This is a genomic window from Cognatiluteimonas weifangensis, from assembly GCF_003416885.1.
Classification (GTDB): Bacteria; Pseudomonadota; Gammaproteobacteria; order Xanthomonadales; family Xanthomonadaceae; genus Cognatiluteimonas; species Cognatiluteimonas weifangensis.
The window spans coordinates 242924-264129 of record NZ_QVPD01000002.1 but is presented as its reverse complement, the minus strand read 5'-3'; the positions used below and the strand labels follow the sequence as shown (position 1 = coordinate 264129).

Here is a 21206-nt window from a genome sequence, read left to right as displayed (position 1 = left end):
TCAATCCTTGCCGGCAACCGCGGCCGCAACCGGCGCGGTCCCGGCAGCGGCCACGCGGTCGCCCGCACGCAGCTTGCCGGTACCGTCGACCACGATCCGCTCGCCGGCATGCAGTCCGCGGGTGATCTCGGCCTTGCCGGCGCTGCGGCTGCCGATCGCGACCTGCGCCTGCTCGACCCGGCCGTCCGTCCGCACCCGCCACACGAACGAGGTCTGCCCGACCTGGACGATGGCGATTTCCGGCACCAGCAGCGCCTCGCGCACGGGCAGCAGGACGCGCACCTGCACCAGCATCCCCGGACGCAGCGCATGGTCGGGGTTGGCGAACGCCGCGCGCACGGTGGCCGCCCGGGTCCCGGGGTCGATGCGCGTGTCCACGGTCTCCACGCTGCCTGCGAAGCTGCGCCCCGGCATGGCGGCGATCCGGCCTTCGACCCGCTGCCCGCGGGCGATGTCGCCCAATCGCGTCTCCGGCACCGGGAAGTCCACGTACATGCGGTCCAGATCGTCGAGGGTGGCGATCGCGGTGCCCGGCGTGACCAGCGCTCCGGGACTGACCTGGCGCAGGCCCAGCATCCCGGCGAACGGCGCGCGCACCACCCGGTCGGCCAGTTGTGCGCGAATCTGCGCGACCCGCGCATTGGCCGCGTCGCGGGTGGCGCGCTGCGCATCCAGGGCCGAGTGCGCGATCAATTGCTGCGCGGCCAGCTCCTGCTGGCGCTGCAGCAGTCGTTCGGCCTCGCTGGCGGCGGCCTGGGCCTCGGCCAGCGCGGCGCGTTGCTGCTGGCCGCTGAGCGTCACCAGCGGCGCGCCGGCGGCAATCCGGTCGCCGCTGTCGAAATGCACCCGCTGCACCGTCTCGCTGACCTTGGCGGTGATCGTCACCGACTCGCGCGCCTGCGCGGTCCCGGGGGCCTGCAGGCTGTCCTGGAACGGCTGCAGCCGCACCGTGGCGATGGTGACGGGTACGGGCGCGCCGGCATCGGCGGGCGGCGTGGGCGCCGCGCCGCAGGCGGCGAGGGCAAGGCTGAGCAGGGCGCAGGCGGCGGACAGTCTGGGCATCGTGCCGGGCAGGAGCGGGAAACGCCCCAGTCTAGCGGCCTCCGGCACCCCTCGCCCCTGCCATCGGGGCCACGCCGGGACGGTCAACCGGACGCCTGCCCGGGCGTTGCACGCGCCGGCGCGGCTCACGCCGCGAGCACGTCGTCCGCGTCGGCGTGCGGATCCAGGCGGCTGCGGCAGATCTGCAGGATGCGGCTGTGCATGCGCTGCGGATTGTCGAAGGACTGCAGCACCAGCGCCGCCACGCACAGCATCGCCACCAGGTTGGACAGCAGGGTCTCGCCGAGCGCGGCGAGCATGCTCGGGGCCAGCGCCGCGGCCACCGTGAGCACGATCGAGGCGGCCACGTAGCTGCGGATCGCGCTCCAGGCGCCGTGGTCGTTGCCGGCGGCTGCGCGCCGGTACGGCAGCGCCATGATCCGCCCCAGCCGCCGCAGCAGGCGGATTTCGCGGCGCGTCGCCAGCGCCTTGCAGGCGAAGGCGAGCAAGGTCGCGGCCAGGCCGGCCTGCGGCAGCCACGCCGGCAGCTGCGCAGCGGGCCAGGTCACCAGCACGCAGGCGGCGAAGAACAGCAGCAGGCCGAGGCGATGCAGGCGGGTGGCAGTATCGACCGCGGCGCGCAGGCGCTCGATGTTGGCGGAGGTGATGCGAGGTTGCATGGCGGCAAGCGGACCGTGGCGCGTGGCACCGGTTTTCGGCGCCGATTCCCGACGCCGACCCCGGCACACCGATTCTGGAGTTCGATTCTCGACGCTTGCGGCGGCCACGTCCTGGATTGCGTCACACTCCCTTCACCTTGCGTTGGGCTACGTCCTGCAGCGGCGCGCATTCAGGCCCCACCAGCGCGCCACCCGGCCGGCAGTACACTCGGCCCTCCCGCGTCCAGGCAGCCCCCCATGGCCATCCACGACAGCATCCTCGACACCATCGGTCGCACGCCGGTCGTACGCCTGCAGCGGCTCGCCCCGCCCGGCATCGCGCTCTATGCCAAGGTCGAGGCATTCAATCCGGGCGGTTCGGTCAAGGATCGCCTGGCGCTGGCGATCATTCTCGACGCCGAGGCGCGCGGCCTGCTGCGGCCGGGCGACACCGTGATCGAGGCGACCTCCGGCAACACCGGCATCGCCCTGGCCATGGTCTGCGCGGCACGCGGTTACGGCTTCGTGGCGGTGATGAGCGACAGCTTCTCGGTCGAGCGTCGCAAGCTGATGCGCGCCTACGGCGCCCGGGTGATCCTCACGCCCGCGGCCGAGCGCGGTACCGGCATGGTGCGCAAGGCCGAGCAACTGGCCCGCGAGCATAGCTGGTTCCTCGCCCGCCAGTTCGAGAATCCGGCCAACCCGGCCTACCACCGCGAAACCACGGCGGCGGAAATCCTGCGCGACTTCGCCGGGCGCCGGCTGGACCATTTCGTCAGCGGCTGGGGCACCGGCGGCACCCTCACCGGCGTGGCCGAGGTGCTGCGGGCGGCGCGGCCGCAGGTCAAGGTCACCACCTGCGAGCCGGCCGGCGCCGCACTGCTCAGCGGCGAGCCGTTCACCCCGCACAAGATCCAGGGCTGGACGCCGGACTTCATCCCGGCGGTGCTCGACCGCGCGCTGGTCGGCGACATCGTCAAGATCGACGACACCCTCGCCCGCGACACCGCGCGCCGGCTGGCGCGCGAGGAAGGCATCTTCGCCGGCCTGTCTGCGGGCGCCACCGTCGCCGCGGCGCTGGAAGTGGCGAAAGCCGCGCGCGACGGCGACGTGATCCTGGCGATGCTGCCCGATACCGGCGAGCGCTACTTGTCCACGTTCCTGTTCGAGGACGTGATCGAGGGCTCGGACGACACCTGGCTCGCGGGTCTGTAGCCCGGGCGAGCCGTCCGGACAGAGCCGGCGCGCAAGCGCGCGGGAGCCGGCTCGCGCCGGCTCCCGGAACCCCTTGCCGTGCGGCTCAGGCGGCCTGCGACCAGCGCCCCAGCGCCGCCAGACCGTTGTCGCGGGCGCGCGCGTGGACCATCGCCTGCGCCTTGGCGACGTTGTTGGCCGGATCCTGCGCCCAGATCTTCAGCGCCGCGGACTGCATCGCACGGCCGTAGCTGAAGCTCAGCGGCCACGGATTGGGGCCCATGCGGTTGATCGCGTCCAGATGCGCGGTCGCATCGGCGTCGCTCTGGCCACCGGACAGGAACACGATGCCCGGCAGGATCGCCGGCACCGCCGTCTTCAGGCACATCAGGGTGGATTCGGCGACCTCGTCCACCGAAGCCTGCTCGGCGCAATCCTTGCCCGACACGACCATCGACGCCTTCAGGATCGTGCCTTCCAGCATCACGTTCTGGTTGTACAGCGCGTCGAACAGCGCGCGCAGGGTGACTTCGGTGACCTCGTAGCAGGTCTCGATGTCGTGGTCGCCGTCCATCAGCACTTCCGGTTCCACCATCGGCACCAGGCCCTGTTCCTGGCACAGCGCCGCATAGCGCGCCAGCGCGTGCGCGTTGGCCTCGATGCAGGTGCCCGAGGGGATGTCCTCGCCGATGTTGATCACCGCGCGCCACTTGGCGAAACGCGCGCCGAGGCCGTAGTACTCCTTCAGGCGCTCGCGCAGCCCGTCCAGGCCCTCGGTGACCACCTCGCCCGGGAAGCCGGCCAGCGCGTGCGTGCCCTTGTCGACCTTGATCCCGGGGATGATGCCGTTGTCCTGCATCACCCTGGCGAACGGCACGCCGTCCTTGGTCGACTGGCGCAGGGTCTCGTCGAACAGGATCGCACCGGAAATGTGCTCGCCCAGGCCGGGCGTGGTCAGCAGCATCTCGCGGTAGGCGCGGCGATTTTCCTCGGTGTTCTCCACGCCCACGGCGGCGAAGCGCTTGGCGATGGTGCCGGTGGATTCGTCGATGGCGATGATGCCCTTGCCCGCGGCGACCATCGCCCGGGCGGTTTCGGCAAGCTGTTCGATGCTCATGGAAGGGTCCTGGGAGGTGGCGGCAACGGGCGATTATAGCCAATGAAGGCAGTGAAAGACCATTGCGAAACAGGAACTTAAGGCAAATCTACGGCCTTGCGCGACGGCCTCAGGTTTGCGGTTTATCCGGACACCCCTGACCTAACGACAGAGCTGCCCGCAAGGGTCAAATATCCCCCAGCCCCTGCGCCAGCCCGCCCGGCCCGACCTGCAGCAGCCGGAGCGTGTTGGTGGCGCCGTGCTGCTCCATGTGGTCGCCGCTGGTGAAGACGATGTGGTCGCCCGCGGCCAGCAGGCCGGCATCGAACAGTGCTTTCACCGCCTCGCGTGCGGCCTCGCGGGTCTCCAGGCCGCGGCTGTCGAAGGCCACCGGCACCACGTCGCGCATCAGCGCCATCCGCCGGCGTGCGCCGGGATGCCGCGAGAGGCCGAAGATCGGCACGTTGGAGCGGAACCGCGACAGGTAGCGGGCGGTGCCGCCGGATTCGGTCATCGCCACGATCGCGCGCACGCCGATGTGCTCGGACAGGAACATCGCCGCCATCGCGATCGCCTGGTCCGGGCGCTGCAGATCGCGCTGCGCCGTCTCGAAATCGGTGTCCATCTCGAACTGCTTCTCGGCGCCGATGCAGATCCGCACCATCGCCTCGACCGCCTTGAGCGGGTAGTTGCCGGCGGCCGACTCCTGCGACAGCATCACCGCGTCGGTGCCGTCGATCACCGCGTTGGCGACGTCCAGCACCTCGGCGCGGGTCGGGATCGGGCTGTCGACCATCGACTGCAGCATCTGCGTGGCGGTGATCACCACCCGGCTGCGCGCCAGCGACTCGCGGATGATCTTCTTCTGCAGGCCGGGCAGCTCGGCGTCGCCGATCTCCACCCCGAGATCGCCGCGCGCGACCATCACCGCGTCGGAGGCGTCGATGATCTCGGCCAGGTTCTCGATCGCCTCGGCGCGCTCGATCTTGGCGCACAACGCCGCGTCGCTGCCGTGGCCGCGGGCGATGGCGCGCGCCTCCTCCATGTCGGCGGCGCTGCGGCAGAACGACACCGCGATGAAGTCGGCGCCGAGCTGCGCGGCCACGCCGATCAGCTCGCGGTCGCGGTCGGTCAGCGCGCCCAGCGACAGGCCGCCGCCGAGCCGGTTCAGGCCCTTGCGGTCCGACAGCGCGCCGTCGTTGAGCACGGTGGTGACGATGCGCTCGCCTTCGATCCGCTGCACCTGCAACTGCACCAGGCCGTCGTCGAGCAGCAGCACGTCGCCGCTGCGGACATCGCCCGGCAGGCCGAGGTAACTGATGCCGACCTGGTTCGCGTCGCCGGGCGGCGCGTCGTCGCGCGCGACCAGGTCGAAGCGCTGGCCGGCCCGCAACGGCACGCGGCCGTCGACGAAGCTGCCGATGCGCAATTTCGGCCCGGGCAGGTCGGCGAGGATGCCGACCTCCACGCCGACCCGCTGCGCGGCCTCGCGCACTGCCTGCGCGCGGGCGCGCTGCACCGCCGGGTCGCCGTGCGAGAAGTTCAGCCGCACCACGTCCGCACCCGCGCGCAGCAGCGCGTCGAGCATGCCCGGCGGGTCGGTGGCCGGGCCGAGCGTAGCGAGGATCCTGGTGCGGCGGCGATGGTCGCTCATGTCACGCGGCACGCTAGCACAGCCGCATGCGATCGCCATCTCCGCGTCAGCCGCGCGCCAGCAGGGCCGCGACCGCCGGCAGCTGCTTGCCCTCCAGGAACTCCAGGAACGCGCCGCCGCCGGTGGAGATATAGGACACGGCCTCGGCGATGCCGTATTTGTCGACCGCCGCCAGGGTGTCGCCGCCGCCAGCGATGGAGAACGCATCCGAGGCCGCGATCGCGCGGGCCAGGGTTTCGGTGCCGTGGCCGAAGGCGTCGAACTCGAACACCCCGACCGGACCGTTCCAGACCACGGTGCCGGCGGCGGCGACCAACTGCGCGTACCGCGCCGCGGTCGCCGGGCCGATGTCCAGGATCATGTCGTCGTCGCCGACCGCCGTCACCGCCTTGACCGTCGCCGGCGCGTCGGCGGCGAAACGCGGCGCGACCACCACGTCGGTCGGCATCGGGATCTCGGCCCCGCGCGCCTTCGCGTCGGCCATGATCCGGCGCGCTGTATCGATCAGGTCCGTCTCCACCAGCGACTTGCCGACGTTGTGGCCCTGCGCGGCGAGGAAAGTGTTGGCGATGCCGCCGCCGACGATCAGCTGGTCGACCCGGGCGACCAGCGAGGACAGCAATGCCAGCTTGGTGCTGACCTTGGAGCCGGCGACGATCGCCAGCAGCGGCCGCGCCGGCTGTTCCAGGGCCTTGCCCAGCGCGTCGAGTTCGGCCATCAACAGCGGACCGCCGCAGGCGCGGCGTGCATGGCGGATCACGCCGTGGGTCGAAGCCTGGGCCCGGTGCGCGGTACCGAAGGCATCCATCACGAACACGTCGCACAGCGCCGCGTAGCGCTTCGCCAGCGCCTCGTCGTCGGCCTTCTCGCCGACGTTCATGCGGCAGTTTTCCAGCAGCACCAGCTGCCCCGGCTGCACCGCGACGCCGTCCAGGTAGTCGCGCAGCAGCGGCACCTCGCGGCCCAGCAGCTGCGACAGCCGCGCGGCGACCGGGGCCAGCGAATCGGCCGCGCTCCAGCGGCCCTCCGTCGGCCGCCCCAGGTGCGACATCACCATCACCGCCGCACCGCGCTCCAGCGCCAGGCGCAGGGTCGGCAGCGCCGCCAGCAGGCGCTGCTCGGAGGTGATCCGGGGCGGCTGGCCGTCGACATGCTCGATCGGCACGTTGAGGTCCTCGCGGATCAGCACGCGTTGCGCGGACAGGTCGAGGTCGGTCATTCGCAGGATGGGCATGGCGGGCTCGGGACGGCGCGCACGGGCGCGGGACAAGGAAAAGGCCGCCCATTGTCCGGGCAGCAGCGGGCGGGCGGCAACATGCCGATGGGAGCGGGAATCATTCGCATTGCCTTGATCCAGATCAACCGGTCCGCGGAAACGGCGCGCAATACTGGCGCGACCGCCCGTCCGCGCGACCTTCCGCCCATGGCCCACTGGTACCCGTTGATCGTGCTGCTGCACCTGGCCTGCGCCATCGTCTTCGTCGGCGCGGTGTGCTTCGAGGTGCTGGTGCTGGAATCCTTCCACAAGGTCTTCGACACCGGCACCATGGCGCGGCTGGAGGCGGCGGTGATGGCGCGGGTGCGGCGTTTCATGCCGGTAGTGGTGCTGCTGCTGTTCGCCAGCGGCGGGCTGCTGTTCGACTTGCGCTGCGACGGCCTGGCCTGCGTCGGCAACAGCACCTTCGGCTGGCTGCTGCTGCTCAAGGTCGGGCTGGCGCTGGCGGTGCTGGGCGTGTTCGTCAGCGCCGTGACCGCGGGCTTGCGCGGGCGCATGGACGCCTGCCGCTTCCGCCATACCCACCGCATCGTGCTGGGGCTGATGGTCGGGATCGTGGTCCTGGCCAAGACCATGTTCCTGGCCTGACCGACGCCGGGCGTCAACCCATCTGGCGTTTGCGCAAGGGCAGCGGTCTGACCGTATCCAGGTTCAGGCCATAGCGCAGACTGCTGCCGATCCGGCGCGCGAAATCGACCATCAGCGCCGCCTGCGTCGGCGGCAGCAGCGTTTGCGCGGTGTCCTGCCACAGCGCCAGCCAGCGCTCGAAATGGCGGTTGTCGATCGGCAGCGGCCGGTGCGCCGCCATCGGGTTGCCGCGGTAGCTGCCGGCATGCAGCGCCACCGAGCACCAGAACGAGGTCAGCAGCCGCTTGTGCGCGTCCCAGTCGTGGACCACGGCCTGGAACACCGGGCCGATCAGCGGTTCGACCTGCACGCGGTCGTAGAAGCGGTCGACCAGACGGGCGATGGCGTCGGCGTCGGGAGCGGTGGGCTCGGACATGGCGAAGGGAACGGGCGGGGCCGGCGATTGTGGCGCCAACCCGGCAAAATCGCCTTGATCCAGGTCACGGCGTGCGTGGCGGCGCGCGCGCACAATCCGCACGCAACGAGTCTTCAATCCCAATGACCCACGTCGTCACCGAAAACTGCATCAACTGCAAGTACACCGACTGCGTGGAGGTGTGCCCGGTCGACTGCTTCCACCAGGGTCCGAATTTCCTGGTGATCGACGCGGAGAGCTGCATCGACTGCACCCTGTGCGTGGCCGAGTGCCCGGTCAACGCGATCTTCCCCGAGGACGACGTGCCGGCCGGCCAGGAGAAATTCCTGGCGATCAACGCCGAGCTGGCGCCGCTGTGGCCGGTGATCGACAAGAAGATCCCGGCCCTGCCCGACGCCGAAGCCTGGGACGGCGTGCCGGACAAGCTGCCGCTGCTGGAGCGCTGAATCCGCGGCACCGTCGCCGGCACCCATGCCCGGCCGGCCGCATGCCCCGCACCGAGGCTCGCCGACGCGGTGGTGTCGCATTCGCGCGCATCGCCGCTGCCCACGCGCATCCGACGCTCGCGCGGCAGCGGCACGCATGAAAAAACCCCGCCAGGCGGGGTTTTTTCGTGGTGCCTCGCGCAGGGGAAGCCGGTCTACTTCGCCGCGACCACCTTGACCATCTCCAGGCACTTGTTGGAATAGCCCCACTCGTTGTCGTACCAGGCGACCAGCTTGACGAAGGTGGGATCCAGCGCGATGCCGGCGTCGGCATCGAAGATCGAGGTCCGCGCATCGCCGCGGAAGTCGGTGGCGACCACCTTGTCCTCGGTGTAGCCGAGGATGCCCTTCAGCGCGCCTTGCGACTGCGCCTTCATCTCGGCGCAGATCTCGGCGTAGGTCGCCGGCTTCTCCAGCTCGACGGTGAGGTCGACCACGGACACGTCCGAAGTGGGCACGCGGAAGCTCATGCCGGTGAGCTTCTTGTTGAGTTCCGGAATCACCACCCCGACCGCCTTGGCCGCGCCGGTGGAGGAGGGAATGATGTTCTCCAGGATGCCGCGGCCGCCGCGCCAGTCCTTGTTGCTCGGGCCGTCGACGACCTTCTGGCTGGCGGTGGCGGCGTGCACGGTGGTCATCAGGCCGCGCTTGATGCCCCACTTGTCGTTGAGCACCTTGGCCACCGGCGCCAGGCAGTTGGTGGTGCACGAGGCGTTGGAGACGATTTTCTCGCCGGCGTACTTCTTGTCGTTGACGCCATAGACGAACATCGGCGTGTCGTCCTTGGATGGCGCCGACAGGATCACCTTCTTCGCGCCGGCGTCCAGGTGCTTCTGCGCCGCGTCCTTGGTCAGGAACAGGCCGGTGGACTCGATCACGACGTCGACATCCGCTTCGCCCCACTTCAGGTTGGCCGGGTCGCGCTCGGCGGTGAGGCGGATGCGCTTGCCGTCGACCACGAGCTGGTTGCCCTCGACCTTGACCTCGCCGTGGAAGCGGCCGTGGACCGAGTCGTACTGCAGCATGTAGGCGAGGTAGGCCGGCTCCAGCAGGTCGTTGATGGCCACGACCTCGATGTCGTTGCCGAAATTCTGCAGCGCCGAGCGCAGCACGTTGCGGCCGATGCGGCCGAAACCGTTGATACCAACCTTGATCGCCATGACGCCGGGCTCCTGAAGGGCAAATGGGGACAAAAAACCGGGAATCCGGGTATTTTAGCATCGCCTCCCCCGCGGCCACCGACCCCGATCCCCATGCGCAGATCCGCCCTTCTCGCCCTGACCGTCGCCCTCGCCGTCGTCGCCAGTCCGGCCGCGCTGGCCTGGAGCGCACTCGGCCATCGCCTGGTCGGCGAACTGGCCCAGCGCCACCTGGATCCGGCCGCCGCGGCCCAGGTCCATTTGCTGCTGGCCGGCGAAGCCGATCCGACCCTGGCCGGCGTCGCCGACTGGGCCGACCGCCTGCGCGACCTCGACCCGGAGCGATTTCGGGCCACCGCGCGTTGGCACTACGTCAACGCGGCCGACCACAGCTGCCATTTCGTCGCCGCCCGCGACTGCCCCGACGGCGACTGCGTGACCGGCGCGATCGAGCGCCAGCGCGCGATCCTGGCCGACCGCCGCCAGCCGCTGACCGCGCGCCGCGACGCGCTCAAGTTCATCGTCCATTTCGTCGGCGACGCGCACCAGCCGATGCACGCCAGCAACCACGACGACAAGGGCGGCAACGACTACCAGATCAGCCTGCGCACTGACCTGGAACCCGAGGCCTACGCGCGCAAGCGTTACGTCGACGGGGTGATGGGCACCAACCTGCATTCGGTGTGGGACTACTACCTGCTGGGCAGCGAGCGGCTGTCGCTGCGGCGCTACGCCGATCGTCTGGACGCGCTGCCGTGGCCGCCTGCGGCGACCCCGCTCAGCCAGCCGCAGGCCTGGGCCGGCGAGTCTTGCCGTCTGATCGACGCGCGCGGCCTGTATCCGTCGGGCCACAAGCTCGATCACCGCTACCTGGACGCCCAGCGCCCGCTGGCTGAACAGCGCATCCGCCAGGCCGCGTGGCGCCTGGCCCGGCTCCTCGACGACACCCTCGGCTAAGCCGCCCGCAGGCCGGCGCCGGGCCGGACCCGGCGCCGGTTGCGATCGCGGATGGCCGTGATTACCCTGCCCACCTGTCCCCCCGGGACTAGGTGCGGCGATGGCACCCTCGGTCCATGATCCAGCGGATGGTCCGCGGCAGGTTGGCGCGTTCGCCGTCCTGCGCCGGCACCTGCTCTGGGTGATCGCCGCCAAGCTCGGCCTGCTGGCCCTGCTCTACGCCCTGTTCTTCGGCCCCGCGCACCGCCCCGCCGTCGACGCCGACGCGGTCGGGCACCGCATCGAGTCGTCAGCGAGGTGATCCCCATGCCCGACCTGTCCGTCGTCGACCTGTCGCGGCTCCAGTTCGCGATCACCGCGCTCTACCACTTCCTGTTCGTGCCGCTGACCCTGGGCCTGGCGCTGCTGCTGGCGATCATGGAAAGCGTCTACGTGATGACCGGCCGCGCCATCTGGAAGCAGATGGTGAAGTTCTGGGGCGTCCTGTTCGGCATCAACTTCGCCATGGGCGTGGCCACCGGCATCACCATGGAGTTCCAGTTCGGCACCAACTGGGCCTACTACTCGCACTACGTCGGCGACATCTTCGGCGCGCCGCTGGCGATCGAGGGCCTGATGGCGTTCTTTCTGGAAAGCACCTTTGTCGGCCTGTTCTTCTTCGGTTGGGACCGGATGAGCAAGTTGCAGCATATGGTGGTGACCTGGCTGATGGCGCTGGGCGCCAATTTCTCCGCCCTGTGGATCCTGATCGCCAACGGCTGGATGCAGTACCCGGTGGGCGCGGAGTTCAACTTCCAGACCATGCGGATGGAGGTCACCGACTTCGCCGCGGTGCTGCTCAACCCGGTGGCGCAATCCAAGTTCGTGCACACGGTCAGCGCGGGCTACGTGACCGGCGCGATGTTCGTGCTGTCGATCAGCGCGTACTACCTGCTCAAGGGCCGCAACCTGCAGTTCGCCAAGCGCTCGCTCACCGTGGCGGCGAGCTTCGGCCTCGCCTCGGCGCTGTCGGTGGTGGTGCTGGGCGACGAGAGCGGCTACACCGCCTCCGAGAACCAGCACATGAAGGTCGCGGCGATCGAGGCCGAATGGCACACCGCCCCGGCCCCGGCATCGTTCACGCTGTTCGGCCTGCCGAGCATGCAAGAGCGCGGGACCAGGGCCGCGATCCGCATCCCGTGGGCGCTGGGCCTGATCGCCACCCGCTCGCTGGACGAGCAGGTGCCGGGCATCCACGACCTGGTCGAGCACAACAAACAGCGCATCCGCAACGGCATCGCGGCGCACGCGGCGCTGGCGGCGGTGCGCGCGGATCGCGCCAATCCCGAGAAGCAGCAGGCCTTCCTGGCCAAGCGCGACGACCTGGGTTTCGGCCTGCTGACGCTGAAGTACGTCGACGACCCGGCCAGGGCCGACGAAGCGGTGATCGAACGTGCGGCCTGGGACACCGTCCCGAACGTGCCGGTGCTGTTCTTCTCGTTCCGGATCATGGTGGCGCTGGGCTTCTTCTTCATCGCCCTGTTCGCCTGGGCGTTCTTGCTCGCCAGCAAGCGCAAGCTGGAGCATCCGCGCTTCCTGCGCATCGCGCTGTGGAGCCTGCCGCTGCCGTGGATCGCGGCGGAGCTGGGCTGGATCGTGGCCGAATACGGCCGCCAGCCGTGGGCGATCGACGGCGTGCTGCCGACCTTCCTCGGCGTGTCCTCGACCAGTAGCGCGCAGGTCATGGGCAGTCTGGTCGGCTTCGTGGTGCTGTACACCACGCTGGCGGTGTTCGACGTATTCCTGATGCGGCGGATGGTCAAGGCCGGGCCGGAAGGACTCGGGCTGTGGCCGCTGCCGGACGCGCGGCCGGCGCCCGCCCCGCACGCCCCGTCCGCCGCTGCGAAGGAGAGCGGCCATGCTTGACTACGGCACCCTGCGCGAGATCTGGTGGCTGCTGCTCGGCGTGCTGCTGATCGGCTTCGCCCTCACCGACGGCTACGACCTGGGCCTGGGCGCGATCTACCGCTTCATCACCCGCGACGACACCGAACGGCGGATGGCGCTGGAGGCCATCGAACCGCACTGGGAAGGCCACCAGGTGTGGTTCATCCTCGGCGGCGGCGCGATCTTCGCGGCCTGGCCGGTGCTGTATGCAGCCTCGTTTTCCGGCTTCTATTTCGCGATGCTGCTGGTGCTGCTGGCGCTGATCCTGCGCCCGGTGGGCTTCAACTTCCGCAACAAGGTGGCGCATCCGGCCTGGCGCAACCTGTGGGACTGGGCGCTGACAGTGGCCGGCGCGGTGCCGTCGCTGGTGTTCGGCGTGGCGTTCGGCAACCTGTTCCTGGGCGTGCCGTTCCATTTCACCGACACCCTGCTGCCGGTGTACGACGGGCGCTTCTTCGGCCTGTTCCACCCGTTCGCGCTGCTGGCCGGCGTGGTCGGCCTGGCGATGCTGGTCATGCACGGGGCGACGTTCGGGGCGATGAAGATCGAGGGCGCGGTCGGCGATCGCGCGCACGGCGTGGCCCGCGTCGCGGCGCTGGTCGCGCTGGCGGCGTTCGTGGCCGCGGGCGCCTGGCTGGCGGTGCTGCCCGGCCACGCGATCGTCGGCGCGGTCGCGGCCGACGGCCCGTCGAATCCGCTCGGCAAGCAGGTCGCGGTCGAGGCCGGCGCCTGGCTGTCCAACCAGCGGGCGCATCCGCTGCTGTGGCTGGTCCCGGCGCTGGCGGCGCTGGCCATGCTTGCCGTGGCCCTGGGGCGTCATCGCGTGCTGGGTTTCGTCGCCAGCGGCGTGGCGGTGGCGGCGATCATCCTCACCGCCGGCATCGCGCTGTTTCCCTTCCTGCTGCCTTCGGCCACCCAGCCGGGGCACGGGCTGACGCTCTGGGACGCCTCCTCCAGCCAGCGCACGCTGGGGATCATGCTGCTCGCCACCGCGGTGTTCCTGCCGCTGGTGCTGGCCTACAGCACCTGGGCGTTCCGCATCATGCGCGGCCGGGTCACCCGCGCACATGTCGAAGAGCGAGCCCGCAACGGAGGTGGCTACTGATGTGGTACTTCGCGTGGATCCTCGGCATCGCGTTCGCCTCCGCGTTCGCGATCCTCAATGCCATGTGGTACGAGGTGCACAGCGACCAGGCGCGCGGGCAGACGGCGCCGTTCGAGCAGCCCTGAGCCGTGGCGCGGCTGGGCTCGCTGCTGCTGGGCGGCGGGCTGGCGCTGGCCCTGCTGTTCCTGCCCGCTGCGCGCGGACGGGAACTCACCGCGTCCGAGCACGGCCTGATGACGCTGGTGTTGCTGGCCGTGTGCGCCTTGTTCGTGCACGGCAGCGGATTCCGTTTCCGCGCACGCTGGGCCGGGCGCCTGTTCTCGCCGTGGCTGTTGTGGCCGGCGGCGGCGGTCGCCGCGACCGTGTTCTGGGCGCACTGAACGCGCCGGTTCAGCGATAGCGGCGCAGGTAGCGTTTCTCGAACGCGACCTTGGCCCAGTGCGCGAAACGCAGCGGCGGCAGCGCGCGGCCGCCCAAGTCCTTGCGGGTCACCAGCAGGCCGCGATCCAGCGAATCGATGATGCACACCAGTTCGCTGCGGAAGGCCTCGCGCACCGGTTCGCCGCGCAGCTCGCGCAACAAGTTGCGCGCGGCGACGGCGGCCTGCAGGTCGGCCTGGTGCGCCTGCTTGGGCAGCCAGTCGGGGCCCGGGAAACTGCCGCCGTCGCCGGCCACGTAGGTGCAGGCGACGCCGGGCACGCGGCACTGCGCGTCGCCCTGCACGAAGCCGCCGGGCGAGCGCGGCAGCGCGGTATCGTCCAGCCACGCCTGCCCGGTCAGGCCGGGCATGAACAAGGTCAGGTCGCTGTCGATGCGGCTGCGCTCCAGCTGCACCGCGCCGGCCTCGAAGCGCTGCGGTTTCTCGCCGAGCACGGTGTCGATGCCGCGCTTGCGCATTTCGGCGAGGATCATCCCCACCGCTTTTTCGCCCAGCCGCTGGCCGGGTTTTTGCGAGGGGCTGAAGAACACCAGCCGGAACCGGTCGCGGCGCCGCTGCCGGCGCAGCAGCGTATCGATGCCGAACACGAACTCGAACACCGGGCCGCCGCGCATCGCGATCGGCTCGTTCGGATTGCTGCCGAAGCCGAAGCACAGGGTGCCGGCGTCGAGCGCGGCCAGCCGGTCGCGGATCGCCTCGCCGGCCTCCACGCCCTCGCAGGGAATGATCGCGTGCTCGATGCCGGGCAGCTTGCGCAGGAAGCGCGCGCCGCTGGCGATGACCAGACCGTCGTTGGCGACGTCGCCGGCCTCGGTGCGCAGCACGCGCGCGTCCGCCGACAGGCCGGTGGCGCGGGCGCGCTGGAAGGCGATGCGTTCGCGGCGCAGGAAGCCATCCAGCGGCACCACCAGGTCGGCGCGGCTGCGCTTGCCGGACGGGATCCAGATGGTGCCGGGCAGGTAGTGCAGCTCCGCGCGTGGCGCCACCAGCGTCAGCATGGCGTCCGGCGCCTGCCGGCGCAGGGTGCGCAGTGCGGTCAAACCGGCGAAACCGGCGCCGACGACAGTGATGCGTGCGGCCATCTCGCCTCCTACTCGCCGATGCCCAGCGCCTGCCGGAGCCTGCCTTCGAGCCCGGTGACGCCGGCGGATATGCCGATCTCCAGCGCCCGCTCGGGAGCGACGCCGTCGAAATCCTTCTGTTCCAGCGCCAGCAACGCGCCGGCGCGGTTGCCGCTGGCGCAGTGCACCAGCACGCCGCCGCCGTGCGCGGGCGCCAGCGCCGCGTGCAGGGCGCGGGCGTTGGCTGCGTTGATGCCGTCGGCGCCGGCGACCGGGATTTCGAGGTAACGCAGGCCGGCGGTGCGCACTTCGGCGGCTTCGTCGCGATCGTGCAACTCGCCCGGCGCGCGCAGGTTGATCACCGTGCGCACGCCGCGGGCCTTGATCGCCGGCCAGTCGCTCGCCGCCGGCTGGCCGGCGGTGAACAAGCCCGGCAGCGGCTGCAGCAGCGCGACTTCGGGTGCGGCGGCGGCATCGGGCGCATGCGCGCAGCCGGCCGCGAGCGCTGCGGCCAGCAGCAGGGAAACACCCAGCGCGAGCGGCTTCATGCGATCGCCTCCTGTACCGGGGAAAGCTCATCGAAGGCGCGTAGCGCTTCGGCCGCGTAGATCATCGACGGACCGGCGCCCATGTAGATCGCCATCGACAAGGTTTCCAGGAGTTCCTCGCGGCGGGCGCCGGCCTTGATCGCCGCCTTGGCGTGGAAACCGATGCAGCCGTCGCAGCGCACCGCGATGGCGATGCCCATGGCGATCAGCTCCTTGGTCTTCGCGTCCAGCGTGCCGGGCTTGAGCGCCTCGCGCGCCAGATGCGAAAACCCGCGCATCGGCTCGGGGGCGCCCTCGCGCAGCTTGGCGATGGCGGCGTTGAGATCGTCGATCAGGTCGGGAAAGGATTGGCTCACGGTCGAGTCTCCGGATTCACAGATGCTGGCGGGTCCAGCGCACGATGTCGGCGGCGGCCATGGCCCCGGCCTGCCGCGCCAGCTCGCGCCCGCGGTGGAACAGGGCCAGCGTCGGAATGCTGCGCACGCCGTAGCGCTGCGCCAGCGTCGGTTCGCTCTGGGTATCGACCTTGGCCAGGCGTACCTGCGGCTCCAGCTGCGCGGCGGCGGCCTCGAACTGCGGCGCCATCACCCGGCACGGCCCGCACCACGGCGCCCAGAAATCCACCAGCAGCGGCAGCTCGCTGCGGCTGCAATGCGTCTCGAAATGGTCCACGCCCAGGGCCACGGGATGGGCGTCGAACAGCGGCCGGTGGCACTGCCCGCACGCCGGCGCGGCCGCCAGGCGTTCGCCGGGCACCCGGTTGAGGGTGTGGCAGTGCGGGCAGGCGACCAGCAGCGGCGCGTTCATGCGCCCGCCGACGCGCCGCCCGTCGCGTGCAGCACCCGGCCCTGGCCGTCGCTGACCGTGACCGCGACGTCGATCCCCTCGCGCACGCTCTGGGTGACCACGCAGAACTGCTCGAACTGCGCCAGCACGCGTTCCAGGTTGCGGTAGTCCTCGCCGCCGCCGGGCAGCACGATCTGCACCGCCGCGCGCGGGATGCGCCAGCGGCCGTCGGCATTGCGGACGGTGGCGGCGGTGATGGTGGCGCGCAGCGGATCGGGCGCATTGCGGTGCTTGCGCAATGCGAACAGCAGGCTCGCCGACAGGCAGTTGGCGATGCTCGCCAGCAGCAGGCGCGAGGGGTTGGGGCCGCGATCGTGGCCCAGCGGCGCCGGCTCGTCGCTCAGCAACGGCTCCAGCGCGGTGTCGTCGAAGCGGATGCGGAAGGCGAAATCGCCGTCCTGTTCCAGGCTCAGACGGATGCTCTCGCCTGCGTCGCCGGCGGCGACGCTCGGTCGAACGGTGGCGTTCATGCGGGCTCCTTGTGCGGCTTGCGGCGCAGCAGCGCGTAGTACAGCAATGGAATCACGACCAGGGTGAGGGCCGTGCTGACGAGGATGCCGAAGATCAGCGAGACCGCCAGGCCGTTGAAGATCGGGTCGTCGAGGATGAAGAACGCCCCCAGCATCGCCGCCAACCCGGTCAGCACGATGGGTTTGGCGCGCACCGCGCAGGCATCGATCACCGCTTCGGCCAGCGGCACGCCGCGCGCGGTCTCCTGGTTGATGAAGTCCACCAGCAGGATGGAATTGCGCACGATGATCCCGGCCAGCGCGATCATGCCGATCATGCTGGTGGCCGTGAACTGCGCGCCCAGCAGCGCGTGCCCCGGCATCACGCCGATGACGGTCAGCGGAATCGGCGCCATGATCACCAGCGGCACCAGGTAGCTGCGGAACTGCGCCACCACCAGCAGGTAGATCAGGATCATGCCGGCGGCGTAGGCAATGCCCATGTCGCGGAAGGTCTCGTAGGTGATCTGCCATTCGCCGTCCCACTTGACCGCGAAACCGCTGGTGTCTTGCGGCTGGGCGATGAAGCTCTGCCCGAGCTTCTGTCCGCCGATCGCGTGGTCGGCAACCTGTCCCACCAGGTCGAACATGCCGTACAGCGGGCTGTCCAGGCGCCCGGCTTCGTCGCCGGTGACGTACACCACCGGCAGCAGGTCCTTGTGGTGGATCGCGCCGTCCCACGGCGCCTTGCGCACGTCGACCAGTTCCGACAGCGGCACCAGCTGGCCCTGTCCGCCCCGCACCTTCAGCGCGAGCAGGCGCTGCATCGTGGCCTGGTCGCCCGCGGGCAGCCGCAGCCGCACCGGCCGCGGGTATTTGGAGGTGCCGTCGTGCAGGTAGGTGGCGTCCAGGCCCGAGACGGCCGCGGCCAGCGCATCGGCGACCGCGGCCTGCGGCACGCCCAGGCGCGCGGCGCGCACGCGGTCGACGACCACGACCTCGCGCGGCGCATCGCTTTCCACGCTGGTATCGACGTCGACGATGCCTTCGGTGGCGAGGAAGCGCTGCTCCAGCGCCTTGCCCAGTCTGCGGCTGCTGGCGTAGTCCGGGCCGTAGAGCTCGGCCACCAGCGGCGCCAGCACCGGCGGGCCCGGCGGCACTTCGACCACCTTCACCGACGCGTCATGGCGGCGCCCGATTGCATCCAGCCGTGGCCGCAGCGCGCGCGCGATGTCGTGGCTCTGGCGCTCGCGCAGGTGCTTGTCGACCAGGTTCACCTGCAGGTCGCCGACGTTGCTGCCGCTGCGCAGGAAATACTGCCGCACCAGGCCGTTGAAGTTGATCGGCGCCGCGGTGCCGGCGTAGCCCTGGTAGTCGAGCACTTCGGGCACCGTGTCCACGGCCGCGGCCAGCTCGGTGAGCAGCGCGTTGGTGTCCTCCAGGGTGCGGCCCTCGGGCAGGTCCACCACCACCTGCAGCTCCGACTTGTTGTCGAACGGCAGCATCTTCATCACCACCAGCTGGAACACCGCCAGCGACGCGGCCAGCAGCACCAGCGCGGCCATGCCGCCGAACAGCCACAACCGCCGGCGACCGCCGCGCGCAGGCTCCAGGAATGGCCGCATCAGCCGCGAGAACAGGCGGTGCAGGCGGGTCTCGCGGTGGCCCTCGGCGGCGCCGGCATCGTGGCCGCCGTCGCCGTGGCCGGGCTGGTGCCGCGCCAGCAGCTTGAGCGACAGCCACGGTGTGACGATCAGCGCGATCGCCAGCGACAGCAGCATGCCGACCGAAGCGTTGATCGGGATCGGCCGCATGTACGGACCCATCAGCCCGGACACGAACGCCATCGGCATCAGCGCCGCGATCACGGTGAAGGTGGCCAGGATGGTCGGGCCGCCGACTTCCTGCACCGCCGGCGGGATCGCCTCGCGCAGGGTCTTGCCGCCGAGCGCCATGCGCCGGTGGATGTTCTCCACCACCACGATGGCGTCGTCCACCAGGATGCCGATGGAGAAGATCAGCGCGAACAGCGACACCCGGTTGAGGGTGAAGCCCATCGCCCAGGACGCGAACAGCGTCACCGCCAGGGTCAGCACCACCGCACTGCCGACCACGATCGCCTCGCGCCAGCCCAGCGCGAACAGCACCAGCAGCACCACCGAGGCGGTGGCGAACACCAGCTTCTGGATCAGCTTCAGCGCCTTGTCGGTGGCGGTCTGGCCGTAGTCGCGGGTGACGGTGGCGTGCACGCCGTCGGGGATCAGTTCGCCCTGCAGCTGTGCAAGGCGCGTGGCGATCGCGCCGGTGATGTCGGCGGCGTTGCTGCCGGGCTTCTTGGCGATGGCAATGGTCACCGCCGGCGCGAGCCCGGACGCCGGGCCGACGCGGCCGGGCGGCGCGCCGTGCCAGGCGTAGCTCGTGGCGAGGTCGCCGCCGGCGCGGATGCTGGCGACGTCGGACAGGTGCAGCGGCTTGCCGCCGGACAAGCCGATGACCAGCTCCGCGACGTCCTGGGCACTGGCGAGGAAGCTGCCGGCGGTCACCGGCACCGCAGCGTCGCCGCCGACGCGTTCGCCGACCTGACGCACGGCGTTGGCGGCCTGCAGCGCCTGGGCCAGATCGGACACGGTGAGGCCGTAGGCGGCCAGTTTTGCCGGATCCGGCGTGACCGCCACCACCCGGTCGGGCGCGCCGATGGTGTACACGTCGCGGGAACCGGGCACGCGCTTGAACTCGGTTTCCAGCGTATGCGCGACCTCGGCCAGATCGGCGGCGCCGCGGTGCGGATCGTCGGTCCACAACGTCACCGCCATCACCGGCACGTCGTCGATGCCCTTGGGCTTGACCAGCGGCTGGCCGACGCCGACGCCCGGCGGCAGCCAGTCCTGGTTGGAATAGACTTGGTTGTACAGGCGCACGATCGCCGGCTGCCGCTCCACGCCGACGGTGTACTCCACCGTCAGCACCGCCAGCCCCGGGCGGCTGATCGAGTAGACGTGCTTGACGCCCTCGATTTCCGCCAGCTTCTGCTCCAGCGGCGTGGCGACCAGCTGCTCGACGTCGCGCGCGCTGGCGCCTGCGAACGGCACGATCACGTTGGCCATGGTGACGTCGATCTGCGGCTCTTCCTCGCGCGGGGTGATCAGCACCGCGACCAGCCCCAGCAGCAGGCCCAGGATCGCCAGGATCGGGGTCAGCGGATTGGCCTGGAAGGCGGCGGCGAGGCGGCCCGGCAGGCCCAGGCGCGGGGCGTCAGTCATCGCCCGCCCCGGCGGCGGCCCGGCGCTGCGCCACCAGCGCCTGCACCGCGGCGACCGGATCGGCGGCGATGGTCTCGCCGCGCCGGAGTCCGGCCAGCACTTCGACGCGGTCGCCGCTGCGCTGGCCCAGCCGCAGCTGGCGCAGGCTCAGGCGGTCGCCGGCCAGCACGTAGACGCCACTGACCTCGCCGCGCTGGACCAGCGCCGACACCGGGATGTCGACCGCCGGCGGGGCTTCCCCCGCGGTCGGCGGGAACACGACCTTGGCGGTGCTGCCCGGCGCCGGCGCCGGCGCCACGTCGGGCAGCGTCACGCGCACGCCGACGCTGTGCGTGGCCGGGTCGGCGGTCGGGAACACCACAACCTGGGCGGCGTCCACGCTGCGGCCATCGGCCAGCACGATCCGCGCGCGGCCAGTCTTGCGGACCGCGTCCGCGTCGGACTGCGGCACCTGCACTTCGATCCGCAGGGCGCCGGGCGCATAGACCGACAGCAGCGGCTGGCCCGGGGCGATGCTCTCGCCCGGTTCCACCCGGCGCGCGCTGACGACGCCGGCAAACGGCGCGCGCACCACCGTGTAGGCCGTCTGCTGGCCGGCCTGCGCCAGCTGCGCGCGCGCGGCGTCGCGTGCGGCCACGGCGCTGTCGCGGGCCGCGCGCACCTGGTCGAGCTGCGACTTCGACACGTAACGGCCTTCCGCCAGCGCCGCGTAGCGCCGGTAATTCGCCGCCGCTTCCGCCGCTGCCGCCTCGGCGGCGCGCAACTGTGCGCGCGCGGTGTCGGCGCCGGCCTGCTGTTCCACGGCGGTCAGCCGCAGCAGCACCTGGCCGGCGCCGACGCGGTCGTCGACGTCCACCACGACCGCGGTCACGCGTCCGGCGGTCTGCGCCGACAGGTCCGCCTGCCGCACCGCCTCGACCACGCCGTCCCAGGCGCGGCCGGGGCCGGCGGTCGCCTGCACGGTCAGGGTCTGCAGTTGCGGCAATGGCGGCAACGCCGGGGTCGCCGGTTCGCCGCCGCAGGCGGCAAGGGCGGCCAGCAGTGCGGCCGCGAGGGTCGTACGCATGC

General features: G+C 71.0%; 23 protein-coding genes. 9 read left to right on the top strand and 14 right to left on the bottom strand.

Translation table 11 applies throughout. The annotated features are described in order from the left end of the window. Both D0Y53_RS02890 and D0Y53_RS02885 read right to left on the bottom strand, forming a co-directional pair. Entirely contained in the window at positions 1-1062 is a 1062-nt protein-coding gene (locus D0Y53_RS02890; RefSeq protein WP_117201691.1) for an efflux RND transporter periplasmic adaptor subunit, read from the bottom strand. A 125-nt stretch (positions 1063-1187) separates the two neighbouring features. Beyond that, complete coding sequence (locus tag D0Y53_RS02885; RefSeq protein WP_117201690.1) at positions 1188-1721, bottom strand: hypothetical protein; 534 nt, start codon at positions 1719-1721, stop codon at positions 1188-1190. A gap of 237 nt (positions 1722-1958) precedes the next feature. On the opposite strand from D0Y53_RS02885, the gene cysK reads away from it, so the two are divergent. Further along, positions 1959-2915, top strand: coding sequence for a cysteine synthase A (gene cysK, locus D0Y53_RS02880; RefSeq protein WP_117201689.1), 957 nt, complete (start codon positions 1959-1961; stop codon positions 2913-2915). Positions 2916-3000: 85 nt separating this feature from the next. Here cysK and D0Y53_RS02875 read toward each other — a convergent pair whose 3' ends face one another. The 3 genes from D0Y53_RS02875 to D0Y53_RS02865 form a co-directional block, all read right to left on the bottom strand. Beyond that, positions 3001-4011 carry a class I fructose-bisphosphate aldolase gene (locus tag D0Y53_RS02875; RefSeq protein WP_117201688.1) on the bottom strand — a complete coding sequence of 337 codons (1011 nt, stop codon included), beginning with the start codon at positions 4009-4011 and terminating at the stop codon, positions 3001-3003. A 166-nt stretch (positions 4012-4177) separates the two neighbouring features. Further along, a complete protein-coding gene (gene pyk / locus D0Y53_RS02870; RefSeq protein ID WP_117201687.1) occupies positions 4178-5644 on the bottom strand; it encodes a pyruvate kinase in 1467 nt (488 codons plus the stop codon). A 46-nt stretch (positions 5645-5690) separates the two neighbouring features. Next, positions 5691-6878 (bottom strand): phosphoglycerate kinase, encoded by a 1188-nt coding sequence (locus D0Y53_RS02865; RefSeq protein WP_117201686.1) that lies wholly within the window; start codon positions 6876-6878, stop codon positions 5691-5693. A gap of 189 nt (positions 6879-7067) precedes the next feature. Between D0Y53_RS02865 and D0Y53_RS02860 the strand changes: the two genes are divergently transcribed. After that, positions 7068-7508, top strand: a complete 441-nt coding sequence (locus D0Y53_RS02860) for a hypothetical protein (RefSeq protein WP_117201801.1) — start codon at positions 7068-7070, stop codon at positions 7506-7508. Positions 7509-7521: 13 nt separating this feature from the next. Here D0Y53_RS02860 and D0Y53_RS02855 read toward each other — a convergent pair whose 3' ends face one another. Further along, entirely contained in the window at positions 7522-7923 is a 402-nt protein-coding gene (locus tag D0Y53_RS02855; RefSeq protein ID WP_117201685.1) for a group III truncated hemoglobin, read from the bottom strand. Between the two features lie 122 nt (positions 7924-8045). Between D0Y53_RS02855 and fdxA the strand changes: the two genes are divergently transcribed. Beyond that, entirely contained in the window at positions 8046-8369 is a 324-nt protein-coding gene (gene fdxA / locus D0Y53_RS02850) for a ferredoxin FdxA (RefSeq protein ID WP_117201684.1), read from the top strand. Positions 8370-8563: 194 nt separating this feature from the next. Here fdxA and gap read toward each other — a convergent pair whose 3' ends face one another. Next, a complete protein-coding gene (gap, locus tag D0Y53_RS02845; protein WP_117201683.1) occupies positions 8564-9568 on the bottom strand; it encodes a type I glyceraldehyde-3-phosphate dehydrogenase in 1005 nt (334 codons plus the stop codon). 93 nt (positions 9569-9661) lie between these two features. Here gap and D0Y53_RS02840 point away from each other — a divergent pair, with 93 nt between their 5' ends. From D0Y53_RS02840 to D0Y53_RS02820, 6 genes are all read left to right on the top strand, one after another. Then, positions 9662-10504 carry a S1/P1 nuclease gene (locus D0Y53_RS02840; protein ID WP_117201682.1) on the top strand — a complete coding sequence of 281 codons (843 nt, stop codon included), beginning with the start codon at positions 9662-9664 and terminating at the stop codon, positions 10502-10504. 100 nt (positions 10505-10604) lie between these two features. Beyond that, complete coding sequence (gene cydP / locus D0Y53_RS12500; RefSeq protein ID WP_147318983.1) at positions 10605-10805, top strand: cytochrome oxidase putative small subunit CydP; 201 nt, start codon at positions 10605-10607, stop codon at positions 10803-10805. A gap of 5 nt (positions 10806-10810) precedes the next feature. After that, entirely contained in the window at positions 10811-12409 is a 1599-nt protein-coding gene (locus D0Y53_RS02835) for a cytochrome ubiquinol oxidase subunit I (protein ID WP_117201681.1), read from the top strand. Continuing rightward, positions 12402-13535 carry a cytochrome d ubiquinol oxidase subunit II gene (gene cydB / locus D0Y53_RS02830; protein ID WP_117201680.1) on the top strand — a complete coding sequence of 378 codons (1134 nt, stop codon included), beginning with the start codon at positions 12402-12404 and terminating at the stop codon, positions 13533-13535. The genes D0Y53_RS02835 and cydB overlap by 8 nt, the downstream gene beginning before the upstream one ends. Beyond that, on the top strand, positions 13535-13660 hold the full coding sequence (gene cydX / locus D0Y53_RS02825; protein ID WP_117201679.1) for a cytochrome bd-I oxidase subunit CydX: 126 nt from the start codon (positions 13535-13537) through the stop codon (positions 13658-13660). Before cydB ends, cydX begins: the two co-directional genes overlap by 1 nt. Positions 13661-13663: 3 nt before the next feature. Then, positions 13664-13915 carry a cyd operon YbgE family protein gene (locus tag D0Y53_RS02820; protein WP_117201678.1) on the top strand — a complete coding sequence of 84 codons (252 nt, stop codon included), beginning with the start codon at positions 13664-13666 and terminating at the stop codon, positions 13913-13915. A gap of 10 nt (positions 13916-13925) precedes the next feature. Here D0Y53_RS02820 and D0Y53_RS02815 read toward each other — a convergent pair whose 3' ends face one another. Genes D0Y53_RS02815 through D0Y53_RS02785 form a run of 7 tightly spaced genes read right to left on the bottom strand, consistent with a single transcriptional unit; the run spans position 13926 to position 21204 of the window. Next, positions 13926-15056: an NAD(P)/FAD-dependent oxidoreductase gene (locus tag D0Y53_RS02815; RefSeq protein WP_117201677.1), complete on the bottom strand. Its 1131-nt coding sequence runs from the start codon at positions 15054-15056 to the stop codon at positions 13926-13928. A gap of 8 nt (positions 15057-15064) precedes the next feature. Continuing rightward, positions 15065-15583, bottom strand: a complete 519-nt coding sequence (locus tag D0Y53_RS02810; RefSeq protein WP_117201676.1) for a protein tyrosine phosphatase family protein — start codon at positions 15581-15583, stop codon at positions 15065-15067. Further along, a complete protein-coding gene (locus tag D0Y53_RS02805; protein ID WP_117201675.1) occupies positions 15580-15939 on the bottom strand; it encodes a carboxymuconolactone decarboxylase family protein in 360 nt (119 codons plus the stop codon). Before D0Y53_RS02805 ends, D0Y53_RS02810 begins: the two co-directional genes overlap by 4 nt. Before the next feature lie 16 nt (positions 15940-15955). After that, on the bottom strand, positions 15956-16390 hold the full coding sequence (gene trxC / locus D0Y53_RS02800; RefSeq protein WP_117201674.1) for a thioredoxin TrxC: 435 nt from the start codon (positions 16388-16390) through the stop codon (positions 15956-15958). Continuing rightward, positions 16387-16899 carry an OsmC family protein gene (locus D0Y53_RS02795; protein ID WP_117201673.1) on the bottom strand — a complete coding sequence of 171 codons (513 nt, stop codon included), beginning with the start codon at positions 16897-16899 and terminating at the stop codon, positions 16387-16389. Before D0Y53_RS02795 ends, trxC begins: the two co-directional genes overlap by 4 nt. Then, positions 16896-20138, bottom strand: a complete 3243-nt coding sequence (locus D0Y53_RS02790; RefSeq protein ID WP_117201672.1) for an efflux RND transporter permease subunit — start codon at positions 20136-20138, stop codon at positions 16896-16898. Before D0Y53_RS02790 ends, D0Y53_RS02795 begins: the two co-directional genes overlap by 4 nt. Further along, the gene (locus D0Y53_RS02785) at positions 20131-21204 is read right to left on the bottom strand and encodes an efflux RND transporter periplasmic adaptor subunit (protein ID WP_158550556.1); all 1074 of its coding nucleotides are present in this window, start codon (positions 21202-21204) and stop codon (positions 20131-20133) included. Before D0Y53_RS02785 ends, D0Y53_RS02790 begins: the two co-directional genes overlap by 8 nt. Between the last annotated feature and the right edge of the window lie 2 nt (positions 21205-21206).

Coding starts and splice junctions, on each gene's coding strand:
- cysK (WP_117201689.1), top strand. CDS start 1,959: ATGGCCATCCACGACAGCATCCTCGACACCATCGGTCGCACGCCGGTC.
- D0Y53_RS02790 (WP_117201672.1), bottom strand. CDS start 20,138: ATGACTGACGCCCCGCGCCTGGGCCTGCCGGGCCGCCTCGCCGCCGCC.
- D0Y53_RS02810 (WP_117201676.1), bottom strand. CDS start 15,583: ATGAAGCCGCTCGCGCTGGGTGTTTCCCTGCTGCTGGCCGCAGCGCTC.
- trxC (WP_117201674.1), bottom strand. CDS start 16,390: ATGAACGCGCCGCTGCTGGTCGCCTGCCCGCACTGCCACACCCTCAAC.
- fdxA (WP_117201684.1), top strand. CDS start 8,046: ATGACCCACGTCGTCACCGAAAACTGCATCAACTGCAAGTACACCGAC.
- D0Y53_RS02865 (WP_117201686.1), bottom strand. CDS start 6,878: ATGCCCATCCTGCGAATGACCGACCTCGACCTGTCCGCGCAACGCGTG.
- D0Y53_RS02885 (WP_117201690.1), bottom strand. CDS start 1,721: ATGCAACCTCGCATCACCTCCGCCAACATCGAGCGCCTGCGCGCCGCG.
- gap (WP_117201683.1), bottom strand. CDS start 9,568: ATGGCGATCAAGGTTGGTATCAACGGTTTCGGCCGCATCGGCCGCAAC.
- D0Y53_RS02795 (WP_117201673.1), bottom strand. CDS start 16,899: ATGAACGCCACCGTTCGACCGAGCGTCGCCGCCGGCGACGCAGGCGAG.
- pyk (WP_117201687.1), bottom strand. CDS start 5,644: ATGAGCGACCATCGCCGCCGCACCAGGATCCTCGCTACGCTCGGCCCG.
- D0Y53_RS02860 (WP_117201801.1), top strand. CDS start 7,068: ATGGCCCACTGGTACCCGTTGATCGTGCTGCTGCACCTGGCCTGCGCC.
- D0Y53_RS02835 (WP_117201681.1), top strand. CDS start 10,811: ATGCCCGACCTGTCCGTCGTCGACCTGTCGCGGCTCCAGTTCGCGATC.
- cydP (WP_147318983.1), top strand. CDS start 10,605: ATGGCACCCTCGGTCCATGATCCAGCGGATGGTCCGCGGCAGGTTGGC.
- D0Y53_RS02785 (WP_158550556.1), bottom strand. CDS start 21,204: ATGCGTACGACCCTCGCGGCCGCACTGCTGGCCGCCCTTGCCGCCTGC.
- D0Y53_RS02890 (WP_117201691.1), bottom strand. CDS start 1,062: ATGCCCAGACTGTCCGCCGCCTGCGCCCTGCTCAGCCTTGCCCTCGCC.
- D0Y53_RS02815 (WP_117201677.1), bottom strand. CDS start 15,056: ATGGCCGCACGCATCACTGTCGTCGGCGCCGGTTTCGCCGGTTTGACC.
- D0Y53_RS02855 (WP_117201685.1), bottom strand. CDS start 7,923: ATGTCCGAGCCCACCGCTCCCGACGCCGACGCCATCGCCCGTCTGGTC.
- D0Y53_RS02840 (WP_117201682.1), top strand. CDS start 9,662: ATGCGCAGATCCGCCCTTCTCGCCCTGACCGTCGCCCTCGCCGTCGTC.
- D0Y53_RS02875 (WP_117201688.1), bottom strand. CDS start 4,011: ATGAGCATCGAACAGCTTGCCGAAACCGCCCGGGCGATGGTCGCCGCG.
- cydX (WP_117201679.1), top strand. CDS start 13,535: ATGTGGTACTTCGCGTGGATCCTCGGCATCGCGTTCGCCTCCGCGTTC.
- cydB (WP_117201680.1), top strand. CDS start 12,402: ATGCTTGACTACGGCACCCTGCGCGAGATCTGGTGGCTGCTGCTCGGC.